Origin of the sequence: Rhodopirellula islandica, from assembly GCF_001027925.1 — a bacterium.
Lineage (GTDB): Bacteria > Planctomycetota > Planctomycetia > Pirellulales > Pirellulaceae > Rhodopirellula > Rhodopirellula islandica.
Window position 1 is genome coordinate 464,934 of record NZ_LECT01000017.1, and the last position, 24,407, is coordinate 489,340.

A 24,407-nucleotide genomic window follows, 5' to 3' on the forward strand; every position below is an offset into this window, starting at 1 on the left:
GACCAGCCAAACAGTACAACCGGGCGGCGAGCGTACATTTAGGGTCGGTGTCGATTCAGATAGGAAATCGTTTACTTGTCCCACGAAAACGTCAAGACGTTCGTTGTTCTTCTGGGGTATGCCCGATCTTTCGCGTTCCCGAGCGCAAGTGGGTTTCGGTCTGCCGCCATTGCACTCCGGTGGCCGACGGCGGATGCCCCGATTGTCCTTTGGTAGGCGAATACAATCGGTTTGGTGTCACTGGCTGATTGTTTCAGGAACTAGCCGACGCTAGCACAGTTCCCATGCGTGTTAGGCAGCGATCGCAGTTGCGCGAATGTCGTCTAGCAGTTGCATGATCTTGTCGACCTCTTCGCTGGTGAAGATTGCATCCGGTCCCTGGGGCGAGATGTCGGTGAAAGGTGATTCGTACAAGAGCGACGCATCGACGATCCCGTGATCCACCAATTGATTCACAATCAAGTTGATGAATTCGATTTGGTTCGCGTTGTAGACGCTGCCCTGCAAAAACTCGCCGAACAACCGCTTGGCTACCTCGCGATCGATTCCAACCAGCGAGCGCACGAAGACTCCGAAGCCTTCGCTTTCTTGCTTTGCCTGTTCAATGTATTCGTGATTGCCAATTTCGTTGTCGAGGAGGATTCGCTCCAGATCGTCGAGATCGGCTTTTGTCAGCGTTTCGTTCGTGCGTAGTTTGCGAACCGCGTCGATGCCCAGATGCTCGCGCAGGAACGCTTGAGCCTTGCTTCGGAAACGCTCAAACGTGTCGGCGCCAACAAACTCATCCAGGCCGACCTCGACCTCGTCCCCAAGCATGTCGTCAAAGTTGGTGTACACCGGCTTGCGTTTTGCCTTCTCGATGAACTGCACCAAATCACGCAATCGACGACGAATGACCTCCAGCATTGGAAGGGTGACATCTGCCCACCACTCCTCCGTTTGGACTGCCTCGATGTGGATCATTTGCTGATTCACCATGGGTATGGTGTGCTTCTCTTCCAGCAGTCCGGCGATGGCGACGACTTGCTGACGAAGCCGTTCGTAGGCAGGCTCTTTGTTGAGAAGCGACAGCTGCAAATTCAGCAACAACAGATCAAAACGCTTCGCCTCTTCCGATTCTCGCTCCATCTGTGTTGGAAGCGGGGCGACCTCGTCGGCAAGTTCCTGGATTTCGGCTTCCTTGAGCTGTTCCCATGCTTCCTTCTGGGCAAACTTCTCAACCGAACGGCGATGAGCGCGAACGAGGAAGTTTTCGAGGTTCATCGATGCGACCTGCCTATGCAGGAATCGTGCCGCCAATGCCCGCACCTGAGTCTCTGAAGTCGGATCGACTTCGTATCCGGCATCCGCTTCGCTGATCGCTTCGGTAGTTACAGGTAACTCTTTTCCGTCCAGAAAACGGATCAACTCCAATCGCCGCTTGAACAACCGCGTCGACAGCGATTCCGCGGTTGAGCCAGCCGAGCCGGCCGGATTCTGGCTGAAGTATTCGAGGTTTTGGCAGTAGTCGAAGATGTAGAAGAACTCTTTGTGCTGCCCCGGTCCGAACAGATCGGGACACAACCGCGTTCCCCGACCGACCATCTGCCAGAACTTGGTCTTGGACCGGACCAGCTTGAAGAACACCAGATTCACAACCTCGGGAACGTCGATGCCCGTGTCCAGCATGTCCACCGAGATCGCAATTTGCGGCAGCTTGTCCTTGTTCGAGAAACTGTTGATTACGTTTTGGGCGTACTCGGTCTTGAACGTGATGATCCGCGCGAACTCGCCCTTGTAGTGTGGGTAGTTGATGTCGAAGCGTTCTTTGATGAAATCGGCGTGATCCTGATTTTTGGCGAAGATGATCGTCTTGCCCAGCAAATCTCCGCCAGCCACGTACTGGCCGCGTGTCATCAGGTGTTCCAGCACCTTGTCGACCGTGTCGATGTTGAACAGCCACTTGTTGACCGCTGCCGCTTCGACCTTGTCGGGGATGTTTCCTTCTTCGTCCCACTCCTTCGCATCCCACTCGTCCTTGTCTTCTTCCGACAAGTCGTCGTACTTGATTCCCTCGCGCTCAAACTTCAGCGGCACCGAAACCGCTTTCGGAGGCACCAGAAACTTATCGTCGACCGCTTCGTCCAGATCGTAGGCATCGGTGGGCACGCCGGTTTCCAGATCGAACAACCCGTACGTGTTCTTGTCGATCTCGTCTTTCGGGGTAGCGGTCAGTCCAACCAGCAGCGAATCGAAGTAATCGAAGATCGCCCCGTACTTCTGGTACACGCTTCGGTGGGCTTCGTCGATCACGACCAAATCAAAGTGCCCGACGCCGAACCGCTTTTGACCGTCCTTGCCCCCATCCTGTTTCGCTGTGTCGATCAAGCCCATCATGGTCGGGTAAGTCGAAAGGTAGACCCGTCCCTCGGAATCCTTTTCCGTCACCAGATTCACCGGTGACGAATCCGGCAAGAACGCCTTGAACGCATTGGTCGCTTGATTGACCAGCGCCACGCGGTCGGCCAGAAACAGGACACGCTTCGCCCAATTGCAACGGATCAGCAAATCGCACAGAGCGATTACCGTTCGGGTCTTTCCGCTGCCCGTCGCCATCACCAGCAGCGACTTCCGTTCGTTGTCCTTTTCAAACGACTCGCCGATTCGGCGGATCGCTCGGGTCTGGTAGTAGCGACCGGCGATCTCCTCGTCGATCGTCGCCGAAGCCAAATCCCGGCGACTACTCCGCCTGAGGATCAGCAGTTCCAACTCCGCTTTCTTGTAGAAGCCCTGAACTCGGCGCGGAGCGTACATTGCATCATCCCAGATCCAATGTTCGTACCCGTTGGAGTAGAAAATGATCGGTCGCTGTCCATAGATCGCTTCCAGACAATCGGCATACAGCTTTGCCTGCTGTTCCCCGACTCGTGGGTCGCGTCGTGTCCGTTTGGCCTCGACCACCGCCAGCGGCTTGCCATCGTCGCCCCACAGCACGTAGTCGACTTTGCCTTCGCCCTTGGTGTTGGGCATCCCCGTCACGGGGAACTCGCGATCACGCTTTTGATCCAGCGGCCAGCCGGATTCTTTCAGCAGTTCGTCGATCCAGCGATCTCTGGTTTCGTCTTCGTTGTAATCGTGATCGTCCTGAATCTTCTCGGCAGCCTTTTTCGCCTTGGCCACTTCCGTGCGAAGCAGCTTGATCTCGGCATCCAGCTTGTCCTTATCGGCCAACAAGACGGAGAGTTTCTCGTCCTTTTCCTTCAGTTGGGACTCAAGCAATTTCAGTTGGTTGAGCGTTTGCTTGGGGATCGCGGTCGTCGGCAAGAGTGCCGGATCGAACGTCAGCGAGGGGTCAGGCCGATTGCGTCGGGCGTAAAGTCGGGCGAACCAGTAGCAAAAGTGGAACAGTTCCTGGACCGTCGAAACCGCGTCCGCTTGGGAAACGTCTCGGTGACTGTGAACCGCATCATTGCCCCGCTTGTTGATCAGCTTCGCTTTGTTGAAGACCGCATCGCCAGCGGTGTGCTTGAACGTGGGTTCGTGGATCAGTGCCGACAAGTTGTCTTGGTACGGCAGTTTCAAAGCGCGGTCGAACTTGTAAGCCCACCGTGCGGCAAGCTCCAACGTACGGCGAGCGTAGAAGCAGGAGGTGCGTGGATCGGGGATCGCCGCCGACTCGGCTTTGCTGGCCGCTTCGTGGATGTCCTTCCATTCGGAGGTGAGGAAGTCAAAGTTGCTCATCGCGTGCCCTCGTTTTCCGTCATGACAGTTCCCCTCGAAACGCCCGGTGTTGGAGGGAAGCGAAGAGTTGGTCGAGCTCACCAAGTGAAGTCTCGTGCTTCGCAATTAGCTCTTCCGATGAATGCAGTCGCTCGCAGAATGCCTTTTGCAAATCAACAGGTGGCAACGCGAACACCAGCTTAGAAAGCTGTGTTGCAGTTAGCTGCGGCACTGCTCCGCCATGCCCAATTCGCTTGAACTGATCTTTGGCTTGCTTTGTGGTCAACATCGCATGGAGAAACCTTGGGAGCGCAGATTCACGAGGGCGGATAATCATCATTTGCGCGTTGATAAAGCCAGTGTCGTAGTCGGAATCAAAAAGGCAACAACTTCCCAGCGTTCCTCGCAACGTTATTATCAAGTCCATCGGCTTCAGCTTCCCACGCGAAAGTGACTTGAATTTCTCATGAGTTATGAACACTGCATCACGCAATTCGAGTTGCCTATCAACAATGTTTTTGGTGCTTAGAAAAAGCACTCCTTCCGTCTTGATGTCATCGCCGCTGGGGTAATTGCTGGAACGATCGCCGTTCTCGAACTGCGCAATCTCAGCCAATGTTGCGCACTGCCAACCCTTTTCGTTGTGAATCGGATCGCCGAACATGTCGAGGAAGATGGATTGGGTGAGTTCGTCGAGGAGGGCGAGGGCGGCGCGACGCTTGGCTCGCAACGCCTCCGCCCGATCCAAGATCTCCGCGATCCGCTTCTGCTCCGAAAGCGGCGGAAGGGGAACTTGAATCTGACGAAGCGATTCAGTTGGAATGTTGTCCGCCGTTGTTCCGCGAACGTTTGTAAGCAAGTTCCGGGCGTTCGATTGAAGAAACCGAGCAAGATACGTTGCATCTACTTGGTCACTGCAAGTCAGGGCTTTCAAATCCTGATTGATTGCAACAGGAACCTTGTTGATTCCAATTGGGAATGAATGCTTCAAAACCCCAGAACGAATTACGACGAGAATAGCTCCCGGTGCAATAAGTTTCGCGGTGCTGTTTTTGATTGCTTCCTCGGTAATGTGATCTTGGGAATCAACAATGTCCCAAAATTTCATGTCCTTCGGAGAAACCCACGGAATCTTTCCTGTGAAGTATTCCGGTTTCGCTTTGCTTGGGGTACCGCCACCGCTAATCGTGACAATGTCATCGAGTGGGACTTTAGTGATCGTCACTTCAGCATCCCCCGCAGTTGCTTCATGCCTTGGGTGATCTCTTTCTCGATGCTTTCCAACTCATCCAGAATCACTTGCGGTGGGCGATGGTCGACTTCTTCGTGGACGACTTCCTTGTAACGGTTGATCGACAAGTCGTAACCTTGCTCGACAATGTCCGACTTCGGCACGCAAAAGCTCTGCGCCGTCCGCTCGTTCTTTCTCTCGGATTTGTCCCGCTTGCTCCATCGCTGCAAAATATCGGGCAAGTTGTTCTTGGCGTGCTCGTCCCCGGTCAGCTTCGCCGTCGGCGCTGGGCCTTGCTTCTCCGGTGGTAACAACTCGGTACGCTTGTCGTCCAGCGACTTGCCATCAGCCTGCATGTCGTAGAACCAAACGTGCTCGGTGCCGCCCGAGTTGGTTTTGGTGAACAACACGATCGCCGTCGAGACGCCCGCGTACGGCTTGAACACGCCGCCGGGCATCGAGATGATCCCGTCCAGCTTCTGATCCTCGACCAACATCTTCCGCAGCGTCTTGTGGGCCTTCGACGAACCGAACAACACGCCGTCGGGGACGATGATCGCCGCGCGGCCACCGGGCTTGAGCAACCGCAGGAACAGCGTCAGAAACAGCAACTCGGTCTTCTTCGTCTTGACGATTTGCAACAAGTCCTTGGCACAGCTCTCGTAATCCAGCGAGCCAGCGAACGGAGGATTGGCCAGCACCAGCGAGTAGCGTTCTTCCTCCGCTCCGTGTTCCTGAGCCAACGAGTCGCGGTAGACGATGTCGGGATTCTCCACGCCGTGCAGCAGCATGTTCATGCTGCCGATCCGCAGCATCGTGCTGTCGAAGTCGAAGCCGTGGAACATGTCGCCATGGAAGTGCTTTTTCAGCTTGGCATCGCGGAGGACTTCGGGATGTTTTTCCCGCAGGTACTCACCCGCCACGACCAAGAACCCAGCCGTTCCGCAAGCCGGATCGCAGATCACGTCCTTCGGCGTCGGCACGGTCAGTTCCACCATCAATTCGATGATGTGACGCGGCGTTCGGAATTGCCCGTTCTGTCCCGCTGAAGCGATCTTGCCGAGCATGTATTCGTACAGATCGCCCTTGGTGTCCCGATCCTCCATCGGCACTTGGTCGATCATGTCCACGACTCGGGCCAGTAGCGCGGGTGTCGGAATCGTGAACCGAGCGTCTTTCATGTGCTTGGTGTACGTCGATCCGTCACCGCCGAGGTTCCGAAGAAACGGAAAGACGTGTTCGTTGACGACGTCAAACATTTCCTTGGGCTCGAAATGCTTGAACCGCGACCAACGCAGATCGTCGTACGAGCGTTTCTTTTCGTCCTTGCCCTCGGGGAAGATCCGATTCGCCATCGGCTTCTTGGTGCGGTTCGCTTTGTTCTCTTCCAGCGTGTGCAGATCGTCCAGTCGTTTGATGAACAGCAGATACGTGATCTGCTCCATCACCTCCAGTGGATTCGAGATTCCACCCGTCCAAAACGCGTCCCAGAGCCTGTCGACCTTGCTCTTGATTTCACCCGTGATCAATTCGCTTCTCCATGCGGAACTGGTTGTTGTCTCTTCGACGGTCCCGCACCGTAGCGGATCCCCCCAACCTGGACGCAGAGGTACCCAAAACGCGGCGAAGGGGCGAGAGCCTATCAAACTTCGGCCCCCCGCAATATGAAGGGATCCGACACCAAAAAAAAGGGACGGGGACACAACTACTAAACACATGTCCACAACGAGTGAAGCAACAAACACCTCCGTGACCGTGTTGTTGGAATCCGAAACTGCTTGAAGCACTGCGTTTTATGGCTAAGTGATGCCGGAAAGAACGTGACAAACGTTCACCTATCGTAGCTGAGCGCTAGTTAATTCTCGAAATCCGAGCGAGAGATGGGTCATTTACTCTCAACCCTGCCTGGTGAGATCGATTCGCAATCTTAAATTCGAGTGTTTCATCTCGCAGTGTTGGTAGACGGTTCGCTCTCGCAACGGGGTAGCGGAGCCTGGCTTGATAATTGATTTCGCTTCTATCAACGCTGCAGACCAATCGGTTGGAAAGCCCCCCATGACCCGCCCTGACTCGCCCATGGCTTCGTTGGCAAATGACCTGTACCAGTTGTTCAAGAACGAACCGCTGAGGGCACACATCCTGGAGCTTGCCGAGAAGGCACACCGTACACCGCTCATCTACCGACCGATTGAGCCTGCTCTACCTGAGAGTGCAAAAGAAGGGCTTGAAGGTGCGGAGGATGCCTCATCCAAATTGGTTCCCATTTCAATTGAAAACGCATTGGCCGACGCGGCGATCACGACGGAGGAGCGTGCGGCGGCTTGGACGGTGGCCTTCTGGCAAGCACACCGACCCGATTATGTCGCCGGCAAGCTAGGTCCCCAGGAAGGTGGTGCGAACAAACTTGTTCAAGGAGATCCACTCGATGAGGTCGCCATTTCAGCGAGCGTTTTGCGAATCTATGCCGAACAGTATCTCGAAATCCCAACTGATTCCGGCCAGAGCATGGATGAGGCCAAGCAAGAAGCCTTGAAAGACTGGATGGAACGTTGGAAGGCGGATCCAACCTATTCCGCTGTTGATATAGACCCTGGAGCCGAAAGCGGATCTCTATCAAACACCCAGACGCAACACCAGTGTGGCACTTCGGAAAACGGTGTAGATGCGGATCGCAAGGTTGCGTTCGACGCGTGCTACCCCTCAGAACAAAAAGCCTATCTCTCCTACAGGCTGGCTATAGCCAAGAAAGGCCGCCCATTAGAAGACCGCGATGCTTGGGAAGCACTGAGGGAAAACGACTGGTCGGAAGACTTCACTGGCCCTCTCGATGGCTACGAAATTCCGGACGACTTTGAAACTTGGTCGAGGCAACTGAGAGTTGCTCGGAAAGCACTACACGAGCAAAAGTACACCTCTCGCTCTCGTAAATAAGCTGATGTTCGAACCGGAGAGAACCGGAGAAATGAAAAATTTATCCTGTAGCTGTTTAGGCGTCTTTCCCAGGCATTCACCGACGTAGACCGGAGAATTTCGCTGTCCGGTTCCTGGGTTGTAGAGGCGAACATTGGCAATCGCAGTCCGCGATAGTGTTCGCCTGACCAACAACCAGGAATTCATCAGATGGTCGAAAAAACCAGCCTGGGCGAATCAATCGAAGATGGACATGGGCGTTCGCTGCTGTCCGTTACAGATGTCGCCGAAAACTACTTGAATTGCTCTCCGCGACACATCCGTCGCCTCGTTGATTCAGGCCGCATGCCCCGCCCAATCAAGCTTGGGGCACTTAGTCGCTTTCAACGCTCAGTGATCGAAAAGTGGATCGAAGATGGATGTCCCGATGTCCGTCGCAAAAAATGGAGTGCTCGCTAATGATCATTCCACCAAACGGTTCGAAGCCTCGCCGGAAGCAGGCTGTCAACAAACCGAAGTCTCGCTTGCCGTTGTCCCGAGACATCGTGTCCGCCGGTAGTGGCCAATGGGTCTCCTTGCTTCAAAAAGCGGGGATGCCTGCTGAATGCCTCAATGGTCGTCAACAACCCTGCCCAAAGTGCGGCGGTGAAGATCGATTCAATGCTTCCAAAGACGTGAACGTCACGGGCGCCGTGTTCTGTCGCCATTGTTTCAAGGACAAGTCAACCAAACCGATCCGCCCAGGCAACGGAATTGCAACCGTCGCGTGGTTGCAAGGAATCGAGTATCTGGACGCGAAGAAATGGGTGGCAACTCAGCTTGGGATGACCATTGAAGGACCGATCCAACAAGTTGACATCATCACCGCGACGGCTCGTGACAAACGGATGCCAGTCGAAGCGTTCAAGCAATTCGGCGTGAAGAAAGCCAAACGGGGCCGCGGTTGCATCGAAGTTTGCCGGATCGACGTGTACGACGAAACCGGCCAAGTTCATTCGTATTTTGACCTGCGCCCGGGCGAAAAAGGCTGGGTCAAGAAGGGCAAGGGCTCAAGCGGTTTGTTCTTTCCCGGTCGCTTGCCCAAACCCGGTGAAAAATGGTTGGCAGTCGAAGGCGTGAAAGATGCCGCTGCGTTGGTTAGCATGGGTTTCAATGCCTTCGGTTACGTCGGCAATCGCATGGACCCGAAATACGCTCGATTGTTCGAGGGTGTGGATGTGATTGTCGTTCCCGATTTGGACACCGCCGGTATCACAGGAGCCGATCTCACAGCCGGCAATCTACTGGGCATTGCGACATCTGTCGCTGTCGCTCGCTTGCCGGGCACAGTGAAGGACAAAGCCGGGGAGGATGTTCGTGACGTCCTTCAGAAACCAGATGGTGAAAAGCAAGTTCGTGAAGCGATTGAAGCGGCAAAGCCGTGGAGCCCCAGCGATGCCGACGAAGCCGATGATCAACGGCCGAAAGTCATCGTCACAATGAATGAAGCCGAAGTCACCGATGAAGTGATTTGCCGTCTCGGAAAGCTCGGCTTGGAAACACCTTGGATCGAACCAAAAGACTCTCAAGCGATTTCGGTTTTCGTTCGTGGGGGCATGTTGGTTCAACTCGTCAAATCCGACGACGTGAATCTGCAAGGGTGTTTGACTATCCGTGATCTGCCGCCGTGCTTGGTTCGTGAACGAATCACGCAGGCGGTTCAATTGGTGACGGAGAAAGAGATCGGAGACGAAGCAGAACTCAAACCGACACGCCCGCCTGGCTGGTTGGTCGACGCGATCGTGCGACGCGGAAGCTTTGGCGGTGCGGTGCGTCCGTTGTCGGGCATCATCGAATCGCCCACGATTCGCGTCGACGGCTCGATCCTGCAAACACCGGGTTACGATCAGCAAACCGGCTTGCTCTTTCACCCGTCAGCTAACTTCCCTGCGGTGCCGGAGAATCCAACGAAGGCTGATGCAGCGAAGGCGATGACGGCTCTGCTGGACGTGCTGGCAGACTTCCCGATGTTCGAGGATGCCGACCGCTCGGCTTGGGTTTCGATGGTGCTGTCGATGATCGGTCGTGCCTGCGTCGCTGGTTATGTTCCGTTGTTCGCTGTGACTGCCAACACTCGCGGTGCGGGCAAGTCACTGCTGGTCGACGCTGCAACGCTGATTGCCTATGGCCACCGTGCGGCTCGTAAGGCCTTCACCCGCGATGACGATGAAATGCGGAAGACGATCACGGCGGTTGCTATTGGTGCTGTGCCGTCGGTGCTGTTCGACAACCTGGATATTCAGTTGGGTGGTGCGTCGCTCGATGCCGCGATCACGTCGTCAACGTGGTCGGATCGCGTGCTGGGGCAATCTCGCATGACGGGTGACCTGCCAATGCGGACGGTTTGGGCCGCGACCGGTAACAACATGGCTTTCGGATCGGATGTTGGCCGACGGGTTCTTCCTATCCGGTTGCAATCGCCGTTGGAAACACCGGAGGACCGAACCGGGTTCGCGCACCCTGATCTGCTTTCGTGGATTGAAGCCGATCGCCCGCGATTGGCGGTCGCTGCGTTGACGATCCTGCGGGCCTATTTCGTCGCCGGTTGTCCTATGCAACCCAACGGGGACTGGGGTTCGTTCGAAAACTGGTCAGCAACGATTCGCGGGGCAATTGTTTGGGCCGGTGGGGCGGATCCTTTGCCGACTCGGGCGACTGCTCTTGCCTCAGATGATACGGCTGCGTTGCTCGGCAAATTGATCGCCGGCATTGAAACTGCCGAGCCTTCGGGAATTGGTTTGACGGTGAAGGAGATTCAAGTCAAGACGTTCGGAAGCCAAGCAGACTACCAACAACACGAAGTGTTGGCTGAGGCGGTGTTCGAGATTTGCGGCGAACACTTCAACGCCCACAAACTTGGTCGCCGGATTCGCGGCATGAAGGGTCGTGTTCACAACGGAAAGTTCATCGACGACGATTCGGCCGGCGGTGGCGTGAAGCGTTGGCGAGTTCGCAGTGCCGAAAGTGGGTTCGGTGGGTTTGGTGGGTCTAACTCGACTCGCTCGGAATTGGAATCCGAGTTGTCGCACAGCGGTGCCGCTGATCTTCCTTGCGACAACCAACAAATAAACCGCAACCAACCCGAAACAAACCCCTCTAACCCACCAGACCCACCCGACAATGATTCTACATCGTCGACGGGCGGCCTTTTTGAGCAAGAGACTTCCTCCGGAACCGAATCGGAGTGGGAATTTTGACCGCCGCCACTGTCATCGCGGAATTATCCTCGATAGGCGTTAGGGTGGCTTATTCGGGTCCAGGCAAGCTTCGTTTGATCGTGGACTCCGGCGAAGTGCCGGACGAAGCAAAGGCGATTGCCAGCAATCACAAGCCCGAATTGCTCGAACACCTGCGTCCCAACTGTCGGCCGCACAACAATCCCGACAACTACATCGACACGCCGGCACAAGGCCGGCCGGGCTGGATTCGATCGACATGCCGCGTTTGCGGTTGCTTCATCGGATACCGCCCAATCGCAGGCCGATAGCATCGGTCGCGTCCAAACAAATAGAAACGGTATGATGCATATTGCGACGGCTAGGGTAGCTCCCGAAAAGTTGGCATCACCACCGATCTGCCGTCGCTCTTTAATTCAATGGTGAATGTGAAAAGGTGAAACACAATGGGATTTCTATTTAAAAAGGTCGTTACGCGTCCGATGCCGGCGGGCGCAACGCTGGTCACCCGCAAGGGTAAACCGGTTGCCCAATGGACCGACCGACGTGGCAAGAAGCGGTCGGCGGAAGTGACAAACGGCAAGGATGGCAAGCCACGAATCAAGACCGAAGCGGGCAAGTGGATTGCCAAGTACCGCGACGGTGAGGGATGCGTCCAAGAGATCACGACCGGATGCAGCGACAAGCAAGCCGCAATGGCGGTGCTCAACGAACTGACGACGCGGGCTGAACACGTCAAGTCGAAGATTCTGTCGCCGGACCAAGACCGGATCGCCGATCACGCTGGCACACCGATTGGCGAACACATCGAAGCGTTCTTGGAATACCAGCGACAAAAGGGGACCCACCCTGATCGGGTGAAGGGCTACAAAACCAAACTCTATGAAACGGCCGGCGACTGCAACTTCCGAACGCTCCCGGAATTGTCGGTCGATCGACTCGAACGTTGGTTGTCGGAACAATGCAATGGTGATCGCGATATGTCGGCATCTCTCTACAACAGCTATCGCGAAGCGTGGTTGGCGTTCGGAAACTGGTGCATCGGCAAGCGTCAAAACCGAAAGCAAACCCACTTCAACGGTGACAAGCGTTTGATCGCAAACCCGTTCGAAGGCATGACCAAGCTCAACGACAGGGCTGATCGCCGCCGGGAAGCTCGAGCGCTGACCGAAGCCGAGTTGGTTAAATTGCTGGAAGCTGCACGGACACGCCCGCTCATTCACGCTCAGACAATCTACCGAGGCAAGAACAAAGGCAAGTTGCTCGCCAAGGTTTCCGATGGACGCCGGCGAGAATTGAAACGCCTCGGGCGAGAACGAGCGTTGATCTACAAGACACTGGTCCTGACTGGGTTGCGAGCCAACGAACTCCGGACGCTGACGGTTGGCGACTTGCTGTTCAATGAAGTGCCCAGCATCAAGTTGAAGCACGACAACGAAAAGAACCGGGCAGGATCCGAAATCGCGCTGCGTTTGGATTTGGCCGCCGACCTGCGAAAATGGACCCAAGGCCGCGACCGATCCGAACGGGTGTTCACGGTGCCCGATGGAATCCTGAAGATTCTCAATCGCGACTTGGAAGCCGCAGGCATCGAAAAGACGGTGGACGATCGCGTCGTCCACGTTCATGCGTTGCGACACAGTTTTGGGACCCACCTGTCGCTTGCGGGCGTGGCACCCCGCGTTGCCCAAGCTGCGATGCGACACAGCAATATTAGCCTGACGATGGGCACCTACACCGACGCCAAATTGCTCGACACCGCGACTGCAGTTGAAGCGTTGCCATCACTGCCGATCGCCGATGACGACACCGATACGGCCGAAGAACCGAAAAGCGTGAACGCTTCCGGTGCCGACCGATCCGGCAAAACAGGGGAAACGAAAGCGGAAACACCTCCGCGAACGGTTGCACCACTGGTTGCACCTGATGCAGTCCAAGAGGGTCAAAACATGCCGTTTCTGTCCCTTCCTGACCAAACGGGTGACGGCCGAACGGAGCAGTCAGAACACGAAAAAACCCCGCAAAACACGGGGCTTTGCGGGGTTTTTGATGATGGGCGATACAGAACTCGAATCTGTGACCTCCACGATGTCAACGTGGCGCTCTAACCAACTGAGCTAATCGCCCGTCGGGGTCTGGTTCGGATGATCTCCGGACGTTTGACCCGAGGGGGTCCCGCCTGTCTCGCGGGCACTTTGCTAGGAAATCGGCTGTCTGGCGGACAAAATCCAGTCCCGGTGTTCCCCAAGCGGTCGCACAGTTTGCGTCGACCCTGACGGTTCGTCAAGCCTCCCCCATCACGCAAAATCCGATCCCTGGCCGTTTGCCCGCACTCGGACTGATTTCGACCCACCCTCGGAGCCGAAATGCCTTCCAGACCGCAACGGATTGGCGAAAACACAAAGATTTCGCCATTTCGCTGTTGACGGCTGCCGACCCACCCCTGGATACTTTGGGGAAATTGGGGTTGACGCGGTTGGAGCGATTTTCAGGAATCCCTCCCCCACTGGTCAGGCTGACTAACCTATGTTTGGGCAGCGGCTTTGATCGGACGGCACGTCCGCCCGCTGCGGTGAGCACACATTCGTTCTCATCGACTTGATTTCCACTTGCGCCGGAACGCCTCCCGGCCGGAGAAGATTGCTTTAGTGGCATTGGCACGCAGAAACGTACAACCGGAAAATCGCGATTCAACTCGCATCAACTCCCAAATCCGCATCACTCCAGTGCGAGTCGTCAGCGAAGAGGGGGAACAGCTTGGAATCATTCCCACCGAACAAGCGCTCGAACGCGCTCGCGACGCGGGGCTGGATTTGGTTGAAGTGGCCCCCGGAGAGCGCCCACCGGTTTGTCGAATCATGGATTACGGCAAATTCAAGTACGACAAAAACAAGAAAAAGAACAGCGGCTCGTCTCACACCAAGACCAAAGAAATCCGCTTGCGACCCAAAACCGGTGACGAAGACATTCGCACCAAGGTTCGCCAAGCCGAGAAGTTCTTGGAACACAAGGACAAGGTCCAAGTCAGCGTGCTGTTCCGCGGTCGTGAAATGGCCCACATCGAAGAAGGCCGCAAAGTCATGGAACAGGTCATCGAGATCCTGAGCGAAGTGGGCAAGGTCGAAACCAAGCCCCAACAGCACGGTCGTCGAATGATCTGCATGATCGCTCCGAAGTAATTTCGGACGCGGGTCTGGTTCTTCCCTCCTCTCGCCACGCCGATTCTGATCGGCGTTGGATGGTGCTGGCGCAGTCCCGGGAAACACGTTTGGACTTGCCGAAAGCCTTGGCGACTTCCGCTACAGCTTGGCGACTTCCGTTCCGGATGGAACGCGAGAGCGAAACTGGCAGCGGCTGATGCTTGTCGACGTCCGGTCGGTGTGCGAACATCTGCGGCATGAACGACCACTATCAATTCGATGCCGCAGGTGCCTTGCTCAGCACCGAACTGCCATTCCCTCGCCGACAAGGCAAGGTTCGGGACGTGTACGACCTGGGCGATCGGTTGCTGATCGTCAGCAGCGATCGGATCAGCGCATTCGACTACATTTTGCCCACAGGCATCCCCGACAAAGGCCGCTTGCTGACCGCGATGAGCCGGTTTTGGTTCGAGCAAATGGATGCCGGCCGCATCGGGCAAAATGCCGGCGGACCAAACGCCGAGCAATCGATTTCACATCACTTGATCAGCACCGATGTCCCGGAAGAGGTCGCCGACCAAGTCGATCCGAAGCCGCTGGAAGGTCGCATCATGGTGACTCGGAAAGCGTCGGTTGTGCCCTTTGAATGTGTCGTCCGAGGCTACCTCGAAGGCAGCGGTTGGAAAGAGTACCAGTCCACGGGCGAAGTCTGCGGTGTGGCTTTGCCGGCCGGACTGAAGCAGTGCGACCAACTCAGCGAACCGATCTTCACCCCGGCGACCAAAGCGGAAGAAGGGCACGACGAAAACGTCTCGTTTGAGGTCATGTGCGAATCGCTGGGCGAGGAACAATCCAGCCAACTGCGGCGGATGAGTTTGGCGATCTACCAGGATGCCTTGAAGATCGCGGCCGAACGAGGTTTGTTGATCGCGGACACCAAGTTCGAGTTCGGCATCGTCGATGACCAACTGATCTTGATCGACGAAGTTTTGACGCCGGACAGTTCACGGTTCTGGGCCGCGGACGAATACGAACCGGGCCACTCGCAACGTTCGTTCGACAAACAGTTCGTTCGCGAATACCTGCAGGCGTCGGACTGGGACCGCAACAGCCCTCCGCCACCGCTGCCGGAATCCATCGCCCGCCAGACCGCGGATCGTTACCGTGAGGGCTACGAGCGATTGACCGGCCAAGCGTTCGCTTGATCGCGGCGTTTCGATCCCACATCGTCGCTTCGATCCTTTCAGAATCGCTTTCTTCCTTCCAACATTTTTCGTCGGGAACACTGCCATGAACGCGCCTCCTGTCATTGAACGCATCGTGAACCTGTTGGATCCCAGCGGCGACATCCTGTTGGGCACCACTCGCGAGGCGGCCGAAGCAGCCGTGCGGAGTGGGGACGCCGAAGCGGTTGGAAAAATCCGCGGTCAATTCGCGATTCTGCAAGCGGAAGGCAAGACCGTTCACATGGCTCGTTCGATCGGAAGGCCGATGCGATACTTCTTGGCCAAGCGGGCCGCTGGCCCCTGCTTGATTGTCGCGGAGCGGATCGACGAAATCTATCAACAACTGCGTGCCGAAGGCTTGGAGGATCAATTCCATCCTTCGTACACGCGAATGGTTCCGGCACACCATGTGATGAAGTTGCAACTGACCGGTTGCCCCGACCCCAATCCAACGTTGCATCGTTTCTTTGACCCGCGATCCAACACGCTTCCGGCCAGCATCGAAGCGATCGGGACTCGGTACATCGAACGAATCGTGAAGGCGTGCTCGGACTGGCTGGACACGATCGAGAACGACGCGCCGGTCGGGGTGATGTTCAGCGGCGGCATCGACAGCGGCGCCATTTTGATCGCGATGATTCATGCCCTGAAGCAACGTGGTCAGACGCCTCAACGTTTGAAAGCGTTTGTGCTTTCAGTGCAAGACAACACCGGTTCCAACGAAACGGACTTTGCACAGGCCAGCGCATTCCTGGAAGCGATCGGGATGCCGATGCTGCTGGAAGTCATCACGGTCGAGACCTCTCGCATCGACTGGCGTTCCGCGATCGAAGTCACCGAAGACTACAAACCCCTGGACATCCAAAGCGCCACGATGGGATTGGCTCTTTGCCAGGGCATTCGCGATCGCTATCCCGACTGGAAGCACTTGGCCGATGGCGACGGCGGCGACGAGAACTTCAAGGACTATCCGATTGAAGAGAACCCAGAGCTGACCATCCGAAGTGTTCTGAACAATCAGATGCTGTACCAGGAAGGATGGGGCGTCGACGCGGTGAAGCATTCCCTGGTCTACAGCGGTGGGCAAAGCCGCGGTCACGTCCGAACAAGCGCGCCGGCGCGGCGACTGGGCTTTCACGGATTCAGCCCGATGGCATTGCCCGAAGTGATTGAGGTTGCCGAAGGCACACCGTTCATCGAGATGACCGACTGGGACCACGAAAAGCTGTACGCCTTGAAGGGTCAGATCGTGGGCGCGGGGGTGCAGGCGGTCACGGGGATCCCGATGCCGATCAATCCCAAGCGACGTTTCCAACATGGTGCGGGAGGCAAAGCAACGTTCGAGGCGTTGTTCCCGATGGAAGAACTCGAATACCGCCAGTACTTCAGCGATGCCTTCTCAACCGGCAAGCTGGCGGAACGACTTTCCGCTGAATGACGTCGAGCGAGAAGATCGGCTCGATGGCAGAGATTTGATTCGCCGGGCTTGGAAGCCCAACGGACGCACTGATTGCGTGATGCAGGGCTTGGTTTGGAAGCCCAGTGTTCAGACCAAGCCCAGTGTTCAGACCAAGCCCAGTGTTCAGACCAAGCCCAGTGTTCAGACCAAGCCCAGTGTTCAGACCAAGCCCAGTGTTCAGACCGAGCCCAGCGCAGAGAAACTGCGCGGTGGAAAACCAGCACGAAGGCTGATCAGGAGCCCATGCAGACATCGACGCGGTTGACGACTTGGCGTCCCGCAGCGACAGGGCGAATCGTTTCTTGAGCCAATTGCTTGTGATAGAAGCTGCGAACTCGGCCAGTCAGGCAGATCTCGTTTTCACTTTCGTCCACCCGCAAAAATCGCAACTCAGCGACACTGCTGTCAGCCAAGGCTTTGATGGCGGCGGTGACTTGGATTCCCGAAACGCGATTGCTCGCGGAATCGGCAAAACCGGTCGATGCGGCTGAGAGTGACGGAGCAACGTGGGTGGTCTGCGTGGTCGAATGCATAAAAGTCCCAATTCCTTTTAGGTGGTCATGAGTGGCCCGGACAGCTTTGCAATGCGCAAAATTTGCACCGCGGAAACGCTGTCCCTCTAATTTTGCCGATGTTTGCGATTCAGGCCACGTCAATTTGGATATTTTGTGACGATCAGCCGCCGGGAGCGTGTCAAACCAGGAAAGCCCGGGGCATTGGGCCGTTTTCCTAACGAAATCGATCGCAGACTCTCCTTTTTCCTCAAGTTGATTTCGCTTGGTGAGACCGCGGCGTGGCCCAACAGCGTTGCTATTCCCCAGAGGAAGTAGTTCAGTCAACTGGAAAAGCAGCGGTTCGAACGTGAACATTTTTCCATTCGGCACAAACGGTGACGTAGGTTTGTATCTCGCAAGCTTCATTCGGGTGGGTCGGTCCAACACATGTCCACCGCGAAGCGAGCGAGAAGACCGGACGGGATGAGGCCCCATCGATTGGAATTTCGAATGGCATGTCTCCTTGCTGCCCACTCTTCCACTGAACGAACTTAGAGATCCTCTGCGGGAACAAAAACGTGCTTCTTGATATCATCATTGCAGCCAGTAGCGGTGGCGCCGGAATGACATGCGGTTGGGTGATGCACGCCCTTTACAATCAAGGCTTGGCATCGGATGGCCCCCAGCCATCGCCCCAGACACCAGCCACATCGAAGGCATCGTCAGCCGCCGAAAAGGCACTCTCGACCGACGCCGACACCTCGATTCCAGCGGCCACTGAAGACGTTCCCGACAGCGAAAAGGTGATGGCCGTCGCAGATCGCGTTCGCCAATTCACTCATTCGATTGCTGCGGACGTGGACGCCCACCAAAGTCGCGTCGAAAACTTGAGCATGACGCTGCATGAAAGCGACCTGAGCAATTCACCTCCCGCGATTGTGGATGCGGTGGAACAGATGTTGGGAGCCAATGAGATCATGCGAAATCAATTGGCTGACGCCCAAGCACGAATCCGCGAACAATCCCAACAACTGCAATCGGCCGAGCAAAGAGCTCAGACCGATGCCCTGACTCAAATCTACAACCGAGGGGCGTTCGACGAGCACTTGTTGCGACGTCATGCACTCGGTCCGTCCCGAGCTGGCGTGTTGGCAGTCCTCGACGTCGACCATTTCAAAAAGTTCAACGACACGCATGGTCACCGGGCCGGGGACGAAGTGTTGCGAGTGGTCTCGCAATTGCTCGATGCACGTTTGCAGCCGCACGGGATGGTCGCTCGATTTGGTGGTGAAGAGTTCGTGATGCTGCTGCATGACAAGAGCTTGGCCGAAGCCGTGGACCTGATCGAGCAAACTCGGATTGCCATCGGGACCCGCGAAGTTCGCTTCGAGGGCAAGTGCTTGAAAGTCAACGCCAGCGTTGGCATCGGAGCGCTCGAGCCCCAACAATCTGCTGAGGAATGGTTGCAACGCACCGACGAAGCGCTCTATCGGTCCAAAGAAATGGGTCGCAACTGCGCCCACTACATCGATCAAGAGCGTTTCATTCGAGCAGGTGAAGTTCCCACCGAAACCATCGCGAAGGACTCGTCCACCGCAGCCAACGTCGCTGGCCAACCGATCTCTTCCAGCTCGGACTTGCTCCAGGCTCCCGCCGTCAGCCCTCGCGCTCAGGAAGAAGACCTGGCAACGGAAGTGGAAGCGTTGGCACGAGAAACCCGGTCGACCGTCCAAGCGGAACCGACTCCTGCACCCCGTGCGGCGAAAGAAACCCTAATCAACCAGGCTCCCTCCAATCCGCTGGAGGACGTCTCGCTGGTGGACGACCAACCGTTTGGCGAGCGTCCCAAGGCACTCAGCTACCTTCCCGATTTAGCGACGATGGTCGACTACGTGGAAGAAATGCAAACGTCACCCCACCGCTCCAAGGCTCCCAATCAATTGATGAGCGTTCGGCTCTCGGGCACCCCGAGCGGAGCGACCATGCGATCGCTGCTGCAACTGGTCCGTGCCGCAACCCGAAACCAAGATCACATTGGTTGCTTGGATCAATCCACGTTGGTGATCTGCATGCCTCAATTGGATGCCGAGGATGCAATGGATCGAGCTCAACAAATCTGCGGTGCCGCAGGTTCCATCGGCATGTCTCTGGCCGCGGCTGAAAAGTCGACGAACGGAGAAAAGTTGTCGATCGGTATCCTGCAGATCGCTTCTTCGGTCAACTCGATGTCGGCGTACGAAAAGTCCTTGAAACAAGCTTGTGCGATCGCTGGATTGGCGGCACGACAAAGCGGCCAGGACGACCAACTGCCCGTGCTCTCGCACCAGATGGCCTCTGCCTGAAGGCACAGGCAACGCCTGGGCGTGGAAACACACGCTTGGGATGTGCCTGTCTCTTCGCGCCGCATCCTCCACGACGGCCCCTCCGGGGCGACCGTTGGATGCCCTCCCGCGGTCTCGGGGCTTCCGCCCCGAGCTACCGATGTCGGCCCCTCCGGGGCGAAACTGCGTGCAGGACTCCGGGGGACGTTCGAAAAATAAATGGTGGCTGGCGTCTGGGTTTCGCCCCGGATGGGGCCGTCGTGCTTAGCTCGGGGCGGAAGCCCCGAGAGACCGATGCCGAAAAACAAACGGTCGCCCCGGATGGGGCCGTCGTGGGAGTTGGGGGCGTCCCTCGCTCACGCGTCGGGTTGTGATTGGTAGTTGCTGCAGAAACCCGCCAAAACCCAGCACCAGAAAACTGCACGACCTCCAACGACGGAGGAAACCCAATGATCGAGGAGACTCAATTGTCGAGAAAACTCAGGGGCCCATCGGGCGGCACCACGCCCAACCGGCGTTGCCGATCGGTCAGTTCAGAGGGCGACGCTTTGGTGATCGGAAGAACCACCTGGGGCAGTTCTCCCAACGTTTTGCCGGGATTGGCATCCAACCAAGCGTTCTCGAACAACTTCAACTGTCGGCGCAGTGGCGGTGAATTGGGTGTCAACTCGACCGCTTTCCGCTGCGTCACAATCGCGGAGGGCAGATCGCCCACCGCGTAGTAACAACGGCCGCACGTGTCCAACAAAGCCTCACTGCCAGGACTCATCTCCAGCGACTCGATGCTGCGCTGGAGAGCTTTGTCGTAGTCGCCTTCGGTGTTGCTGACCAACCAAGCGTATTGGTTGTAAAAATTTGCCAGCAACAAATCGCGAATCGCGGTTTGCCGCCCGGGACGACCGTTGCCGGTCTCGCGAAACGTCTGCCGCGTTTCTTCGATGTCGTCGTCGATTTCCGTCAACACAGATTCGATCTGGCTGATCACGTCGTCCTTCCACGCCTCGTTCCAGTCCATCCGATACATCGCGATCAGAATGTCGATGTTCTCGGGATTCATTGAGAAGGCGGACTGCATTCGTTCGCTCGCTGCCGCATGGTCCTCGCGGTTGGCGAGGTCCAAACCGGCTTGAAAATCCAGGTGGCTGCGGAGCGAGGAGTAATCAAAGTCATGAGCCATCAGCTTGTGCCGAAAGTCGTCGTCCTTCTCCATTCGTTCTACCAGCGGCTGCAACAAAGCGACCACTTCGCCCGGCTGCTGCAGCTCGGCCAAGTGTTCCGCGAGCTCCCACCGCGCCGTCGCGGAAGACACATCGTGCAGCGGCAACTCATCGATCAGTTTGCGATACTCATCTTCCGCCCAATCGGACAACCCGCGATCGATCAGGTCCGCTGCGATGCGAAGATGAGCTTCCGCATGGCTCTCCAACAAAACGGGGTGCAGCGGAGGCTGCCCGGATCCTTCCGAGTTCGCAACCGGATTCAGCTCCAACGCCTGTTGGGCTCGCTCAGCCGCCAACGCCGGTTGCCCCGATTCCAACAAAGCCTCCGCTGAGGCATACATCAAAGAAGGCGACTTTTCGAACAAGGATTGGTGCTTGGCGTGAGCCGCGGTGATGACGTCAAACAATTTGTGATCGATTGCCCACAACGCCGCGTCGGTCAACTCCCGTGTGCGTGGCGGAATGACATCGATGTGTCGCGAGAGAAATCGTGACGCATCGTCGACTTGGCCCAGCACCCGAGCTCGTTCCGCGTTCAACCATGTCAGCCGAAACATTTCGTTGCCGCTGATCATCGCTCCGGGAGCAATCCTCCCCCGAGCCACGTCCTGCGGCGACGCACCGTCATCGATGTCCCAGCTGGATTCCATCTCCTCAATCAGCTTGTTCCAGCCATCGGCTTCAAAGCGTCCCGATTCCAACTCATTGGCGTATTGCCTCATCCACAATCCGCTGAACTGAGTGTCCTTGGCAAACACCTGCTGCAGATGCGTCACCATCAGCGATCGATCGTGAGAACTCAGCCCCAACCAATTCTCGTTTTCCGAGTTCGGTACGTCTTCTGAATTGGGGGCATCCGAAGCGGCATCTTCGATGGCGTTTTCAGGGGCCCATTCGGAACGCAACTCCAACGTGGCCCGGACCGGTTGTGCGAGCAACGCCATTGCGGCGAAACGGCTGAGCGTGGGCTCCGCTTCGTAACGCGTCAAACGAACGAGCGCCGGGAACGATTCCATCGTGGGCAGCGAAGCCAGTTCGCCAATGCGTTGCCGACGAGACATCACGGAACGCGACCCGTACTCATGCAAGATCTCCTGCACGACTGGCGAGTCCGTGTTGACCGACCAAGGCACCTCGACACCGCTGGTCAGTTTGCGAGCCACAATCGCAATTTCGCTGTCGGGATGCTTGCGGGCTTCTCGCAACGCGTCGAACGCGGCCAAACCAATTCGTGACAAACGTTGACGACAGCGAACTCGCGTGGCGTAACTCTGTGATCCCAGCCCTTCGATCAACGCTGCAATTTCGTCATCGTCGACGACCGGCAGGGTGCGAAGCCATTCGCTGTCCGCCATCGCAGCAGGGCTCATCAACGCCCCCCCGCCCGGGAGCGATATCCCAGCCAACGGGCCAAGAAGAACGCTCAGAACCAAGCAGCCAAACGCCTTTTTCGCGGGCTGGGAGAAGAGATTTTGGATTCGCATCGTTAGGACTTCGTATGAACGAGAGAACCGGTCCAAAAAAATTGCACTCCGAATTGTAGCAACCTGGGACGACCACACGTGATTCTCACCGGTGACTTTCCCCAGCGAACGCCCGACTTCGAATCCAAGGCGTCAACGTTTTGTTTGATTCCCCCGGTGCAGACAACTAAGCTGAAACGGTCTGTTGTTGAACCATCCGCTCTTCTGTCACAGGGTCCCCGTCGCGATGAAGATTCGCCTTGCCTCGCCACTTTTCCTTTTCGCCTTGGCGATTGGCTTTTTGAGCACCACCCAGACCAGCACCGCTTCCGCCCAATCTGCTGTGCTGGCGGAAATTTATGGCCGAGGTGTTCATGCCTACAACGCTGGAAACTACAGCAAAGCCTACGAACTGCTTTCGATGGCGATCGACAACAACATCCGTGACCCGCGGGCGTATTACTTCCGCGGACTGGCCGCCAGCGCCAACGGAATGGGCTACGCCGAAGGCGATTGGCAAATGGGTGCGGAACTGGAAGCACGCGGCGGCGACGCTCGCTCGATCGGCCGCGCCCTGTCTCGCATTCAAGGCTCTCAGCGTCTGAAACTCGAAGACATTCGCGAAAAAGCTCGTTTGCAAGCACTCGCGACCGGAGCCGCTCGTTCGACCATCCGTGCCAATGAATTGTCAGCCCAGGGCGGTCAGCCCGCAGCTGCTTCCGGAGCCCCTGCGATGCAACGTGGTGCCACGCCACCACCGGCCCCCGCCTCCGATGACAATCCCTTCGCCGACGATCTGGCAGGCGAAGCTCCCGTGGTGGAATCCAACGACGCCCTCGAAGGCGCGATGGACAACCCATTGGCTACTGAAGCGGCTCCCGCCGACGCCCCCGCTGCTCCCGCCGATGGTGGTGCCAGCCCGTTTGAAGGTGGGGCAGCTCCTGACGATCCATTCGCCCCCGCCGGAAACGACGACCCGTTTGCTCCCGCTGGTGGTGGGGACGATCCGTTCAGCGGATTTTGATTTTGAAAGCGTTCGCGTCTGGAACGTGAGCCTTTCCTCCCCCAGATTCGTTGTTCCCACAGCGATTCGGTGACCTTAAAGTGTGTTCCTTCGAGCACCTTTCCTCCCAACGGTCGCGAATCCTGTGTCTCCCACCATCGAATCAATTTGCCAATCCCTGTCCTCCATCGCTCCGTTGAAGCTGGCGGAGGAATGGGACAACGTGGGTCTGCTGCTGGGAGACCGCTCCGCGGAAGCCCACCGGATCCTGACCTGTTTGACGATCACTCCCGCGGTGGTCGAAGAAGCAACCGAATTGGCGGCGAACTTGATCGTCGCCCACCATCCGCTGCCGTTCAAACCGATGAGCCGGATCACAACCGATTCCGCCGCGTCAGCGATGGTCTGGAATCTGTGTCGAGCCGGAATCGCGGTCTACAGTGCTCACACCGCCTACGATTCAGCGCACAAAGGCATCAATGAGCAGTGGGCAAACCGCCTCGGGCTGACCTCGATCACCCCCCTGACGCCGTCCATCGAAGACCACACGGTCGGTACGGGCCGCTACGGCGAGCTCCCTGAGCCGATGACGGCGAGAGAGTTTTTGGCCTTTGCCGCAAAATCATGTGGCTCCACCCGGCCTCGTTTGGTGGGTGATTTTGAACGTCCTCTCCGACGAGTTGCGATCGGCTGCGGCAGCGGAGGTTCGTTCGTCGGTGCCGCTCGGCGACGCGGATGCGATGTTCTGCTCACCGGGGAAGCCACGCTGCACACGTGTTTGGAGGCGAAAAACACGGGATTAACGATGGCTTTGGTCGGTCATCACGCCAGCGAACGCTTCGCCATGGAAACGCTGGCCGAACAGCTTCTGCGAGAGATCCAGCCGCTGCACGAAACCTTTGCCGGCAATCAAGACCCGTCGACTCCGGATCCCACGGGCAATTGGGTCCGTAGTAGCCAACGCGAACAAGATCCGATCGCAGTTGACCCAATTTCCCTGAACCCGTAACGTTGGAAGTTGGCATG

General features: G+C 57.0%; 15 protein-coding genes, 1 tRNA gene and 1 pseudogene. 11 read left to right on the plus strand and 6 right to left on the minus strand.

Features of this window, described 5'->3' with window-relative positions; genetic code table 11:
• Window positions 1–291 precede the first annotated feature (291 nt).
• Genes RISK_RS10200 through RISK_RS10210 form a run of 3 tightly spaced genes read right to left on the minus strand, consistent with a single transcriptional unit; the run spans window position 292 to window position 6,459 of the window.
• Entirely contained in the window at window positions 292–3,720 is a 3,429-nt protein-coding gene (locus tag RISK_RS10200; RefSeq protein WP_047814122.1) for a DEAD/DEAH box helicase family protein, read from the minus strand.
• 19 nt (window positions 3,721–3,739) lie between these two features.
• Entirely contained in the window at window positions 3,740–4,924 is a 1,185-nt protein-coding gene (locus RISK_RS10205; RefSeq protein WP_047814123.1) for a restriction endonuclease subunit S, read from the minus strand.
• Window positions 4,921–6,459 (minus strand): type I restriction-modification system subunit M, encoded by a 1,539-nt coding sequence (locus tag RISK_RS10210; protein ID WP_047814124.1) that lies wholly within the window; start codon window positions 6,457–6,459, stop codon window positions 4,921–4,923. The genes RISK_RS10205 and RISK_RS10210 overlap by 4 nt, the downstream gene beginning before the upstream one ends.
• Before the next feature lie 526 nt (window positions 6,460–6,985).
• Between RISK_RS10210 and RISK_RS10215 the strand changes: the two genes are divergently transcribed.
• The 5 genes and pseudogenes from RISK_RS10215 to RISK_RS32985 all read left to right on the plus strand — a co-directional run.
• Window positions 6,986–7,861 carry a hypothetical protein gene (locus RISK_RS10215; protein WP_047814125.1) on the plus strand — a complete coding sequence of 292 codons (876 nt, stop codon included), beginning with the start codon at window positions 6,986–6,988 and terminating at the stop codon, window positions 7,859–7,861.
• Window positions 7,862–8,050: 189 nt separating this feature from the next.
• Window positions 8,051–8,299 (plus strand): helix-turn-helix transcriptional regulator, encoded by a 249-nt coding sequence (locus RISK_RS33555; protein ID WP_047814126.1) that lies wholly within the window; start codon window positions 8,051–8,053, stop codon window positions 8,297–8,299.
• Window positions 8,299–11,076, plus strand: a complete 2,778-nt coding sequence (locus RISK_RS10225) for a primase-helicase zinc-binding domain-containing protein (protein ID WP_047814127.1) — start codon at window positions 8,299–8,301, stop codon at window positions 11,074–11,076. Before RISK_RS33555 ends, RISK_RS10225 begins: the two co-directional genes overlap by 1 nt.
• Before the next feature lie 44 nt (window positions 11,077–11,120).
• Window positions 11,121–11,366 (plus strand): hypothetical protein, encoded by a 246-nt coding sequence (locus RISK_RS10230; RefSeq protein WP_047814128.1) that lies wholly within the window; start codon window positions 11,121–11,123, stop codon window positions 11,364–11,366.
• Window positions 11,367–12,170: 804 nt separating this feature from the next.
• Window positions 12,171–12,740, plus strand: a pseudogene (locus RISK_RS32985) (tyrosine-type recombinase/integrase); the annotation flags it as partial.
• 368 nt (window positions 12,741–13,108) lie between these two features.
• Here RISK_RS32985 and RISK_RS10240 read toward each other — a convergent pair.
• A tRNA-Val gene (locus tag RISK_RS10240) sits at window positions 13,109–13,182 on the minus strand.
• Between the two features lie 521 nt (window positions 13,183–13,703).
• Here RISK_RS10240 and infC point away from each other — a divergent pair.
• From infC to RISK_RS10255, 3 genes are all read left to right on the plus strand, one after another.
• Window positions 13,704–14,234, plus strand: a complete 531-nt coding sequence (gene infC, locus RISK_RS10245; RefSeq protein WP_047814130.1) for a translation initiation factor IF-3 — start codon at window positions 13,704–13,706, stop codon at window positions 14,232–14,234.
• A gap of 218 nt (window positions 14,235–14,452) precedes the next feature.
• Window positions 14,453–15,400 carry a phosphoribosylaminoimidazolesuccinocarboxamide synthase gene (locus RISK_RS10250; protein WP_047814131.1) on the plus strand — a complete coding sequence of 316 codons (948 nt, stop codon included), beginning with the start codon at window positions 14,453–14,455 and terminating at the stop codon, window positions 15,398–15,400.
• Between the two features lie 85 nt (window positions 15,401–15,485).
• A complete protein-coding gene (locus tag RISK_RS10255) occupies window positions 15,486–16,859 on the plus strand; it encodes an asparagine synthase-related protein (protein ID WP_047814132.1) in 1,374 nt (457 codons plus the stop codon).
• A gap of 254 nt (window positions 16,860–17,113) precedes the next feature.
• Here RISK_RS10255 and RISK_RS10260 read toward each other — a convergent pair whose 3' ends face one another.
• Window positions 17,114–17,413 carry a BON domain-containing protein gene (locus tag RISK_RS10260; RefSeq protein WP_047814133.1) on the minus strand — a complete coding sequence of 100 codons (300 nt, stop codon included), beginning with the start codon at window positions 17,411–17,413 and terminating at the stop codon, window positions 17,114–17,116.
• A 539-nt stretch (window positions 17,414–17,952) separates the two neighbouring features.
• On the opposite strand from RISK_RS10260, the gene RISK_RS10265 reads away from it, so the two are divergent.
• Window positions 17,953–19,716 (plus strand): GGDEF domain-containing protein, encoded by a 1,764-nt coding sequence (locus RISK_RS10265; protein ID WP_047814134.1) that lies wholly within the window; start codon window positions 17,953–17,955, stop codon window positions 19,714–19,716.
• A gap of 442 nt (window positions 19,717–20,158) precedes the next feature.
• On the opposite strand, the gene RISK_RS10270 is transcribed toward RISK_RS10265, so the two are convergent.
• On the minus strand, window positions 20,159–22,399 hold the full coding sequence (locus tag RISK_RS10270) for a tetratricopeptide repeat protein (RefSeq protein WP_047814135.1): 2,241 nt from the start codon (window positions 22,397–22,399) through the stop codon (window positions 20,159–20,161).
• A gap of 226 nt (window positions 22,400–22,625) precedes the next feature.
• On the opposite strand from RISK_RS10270, the gene RISK_RS10275 reads away from it, so the two are divergent.
• A complete protein-coding gene (locus RISK_RS10275) occupies window positions 22,626–23,402 on the plus strand; it encodes a hypothetical protein (protein WP_047814136.1) in 777 nt (258 codons plus the stop codon).
• 124 nt (window positions 23,403–23,526) lie between these two features.
• Window positions 23,527–24,390: a Nif3-like dinuclear metal center hexameric protein gene (locus RISK_RS10280; protein ID WP_047814137.1), complete on the plus strand. Its 864-nt coding sequence runs from the start codon at window positions 23,527–23,529 to the stop codon at window positions 24,388–24,390.
• The last annotated feature ends 17 nt before the right edge of the window (window positions 24,391–24,407 follow it).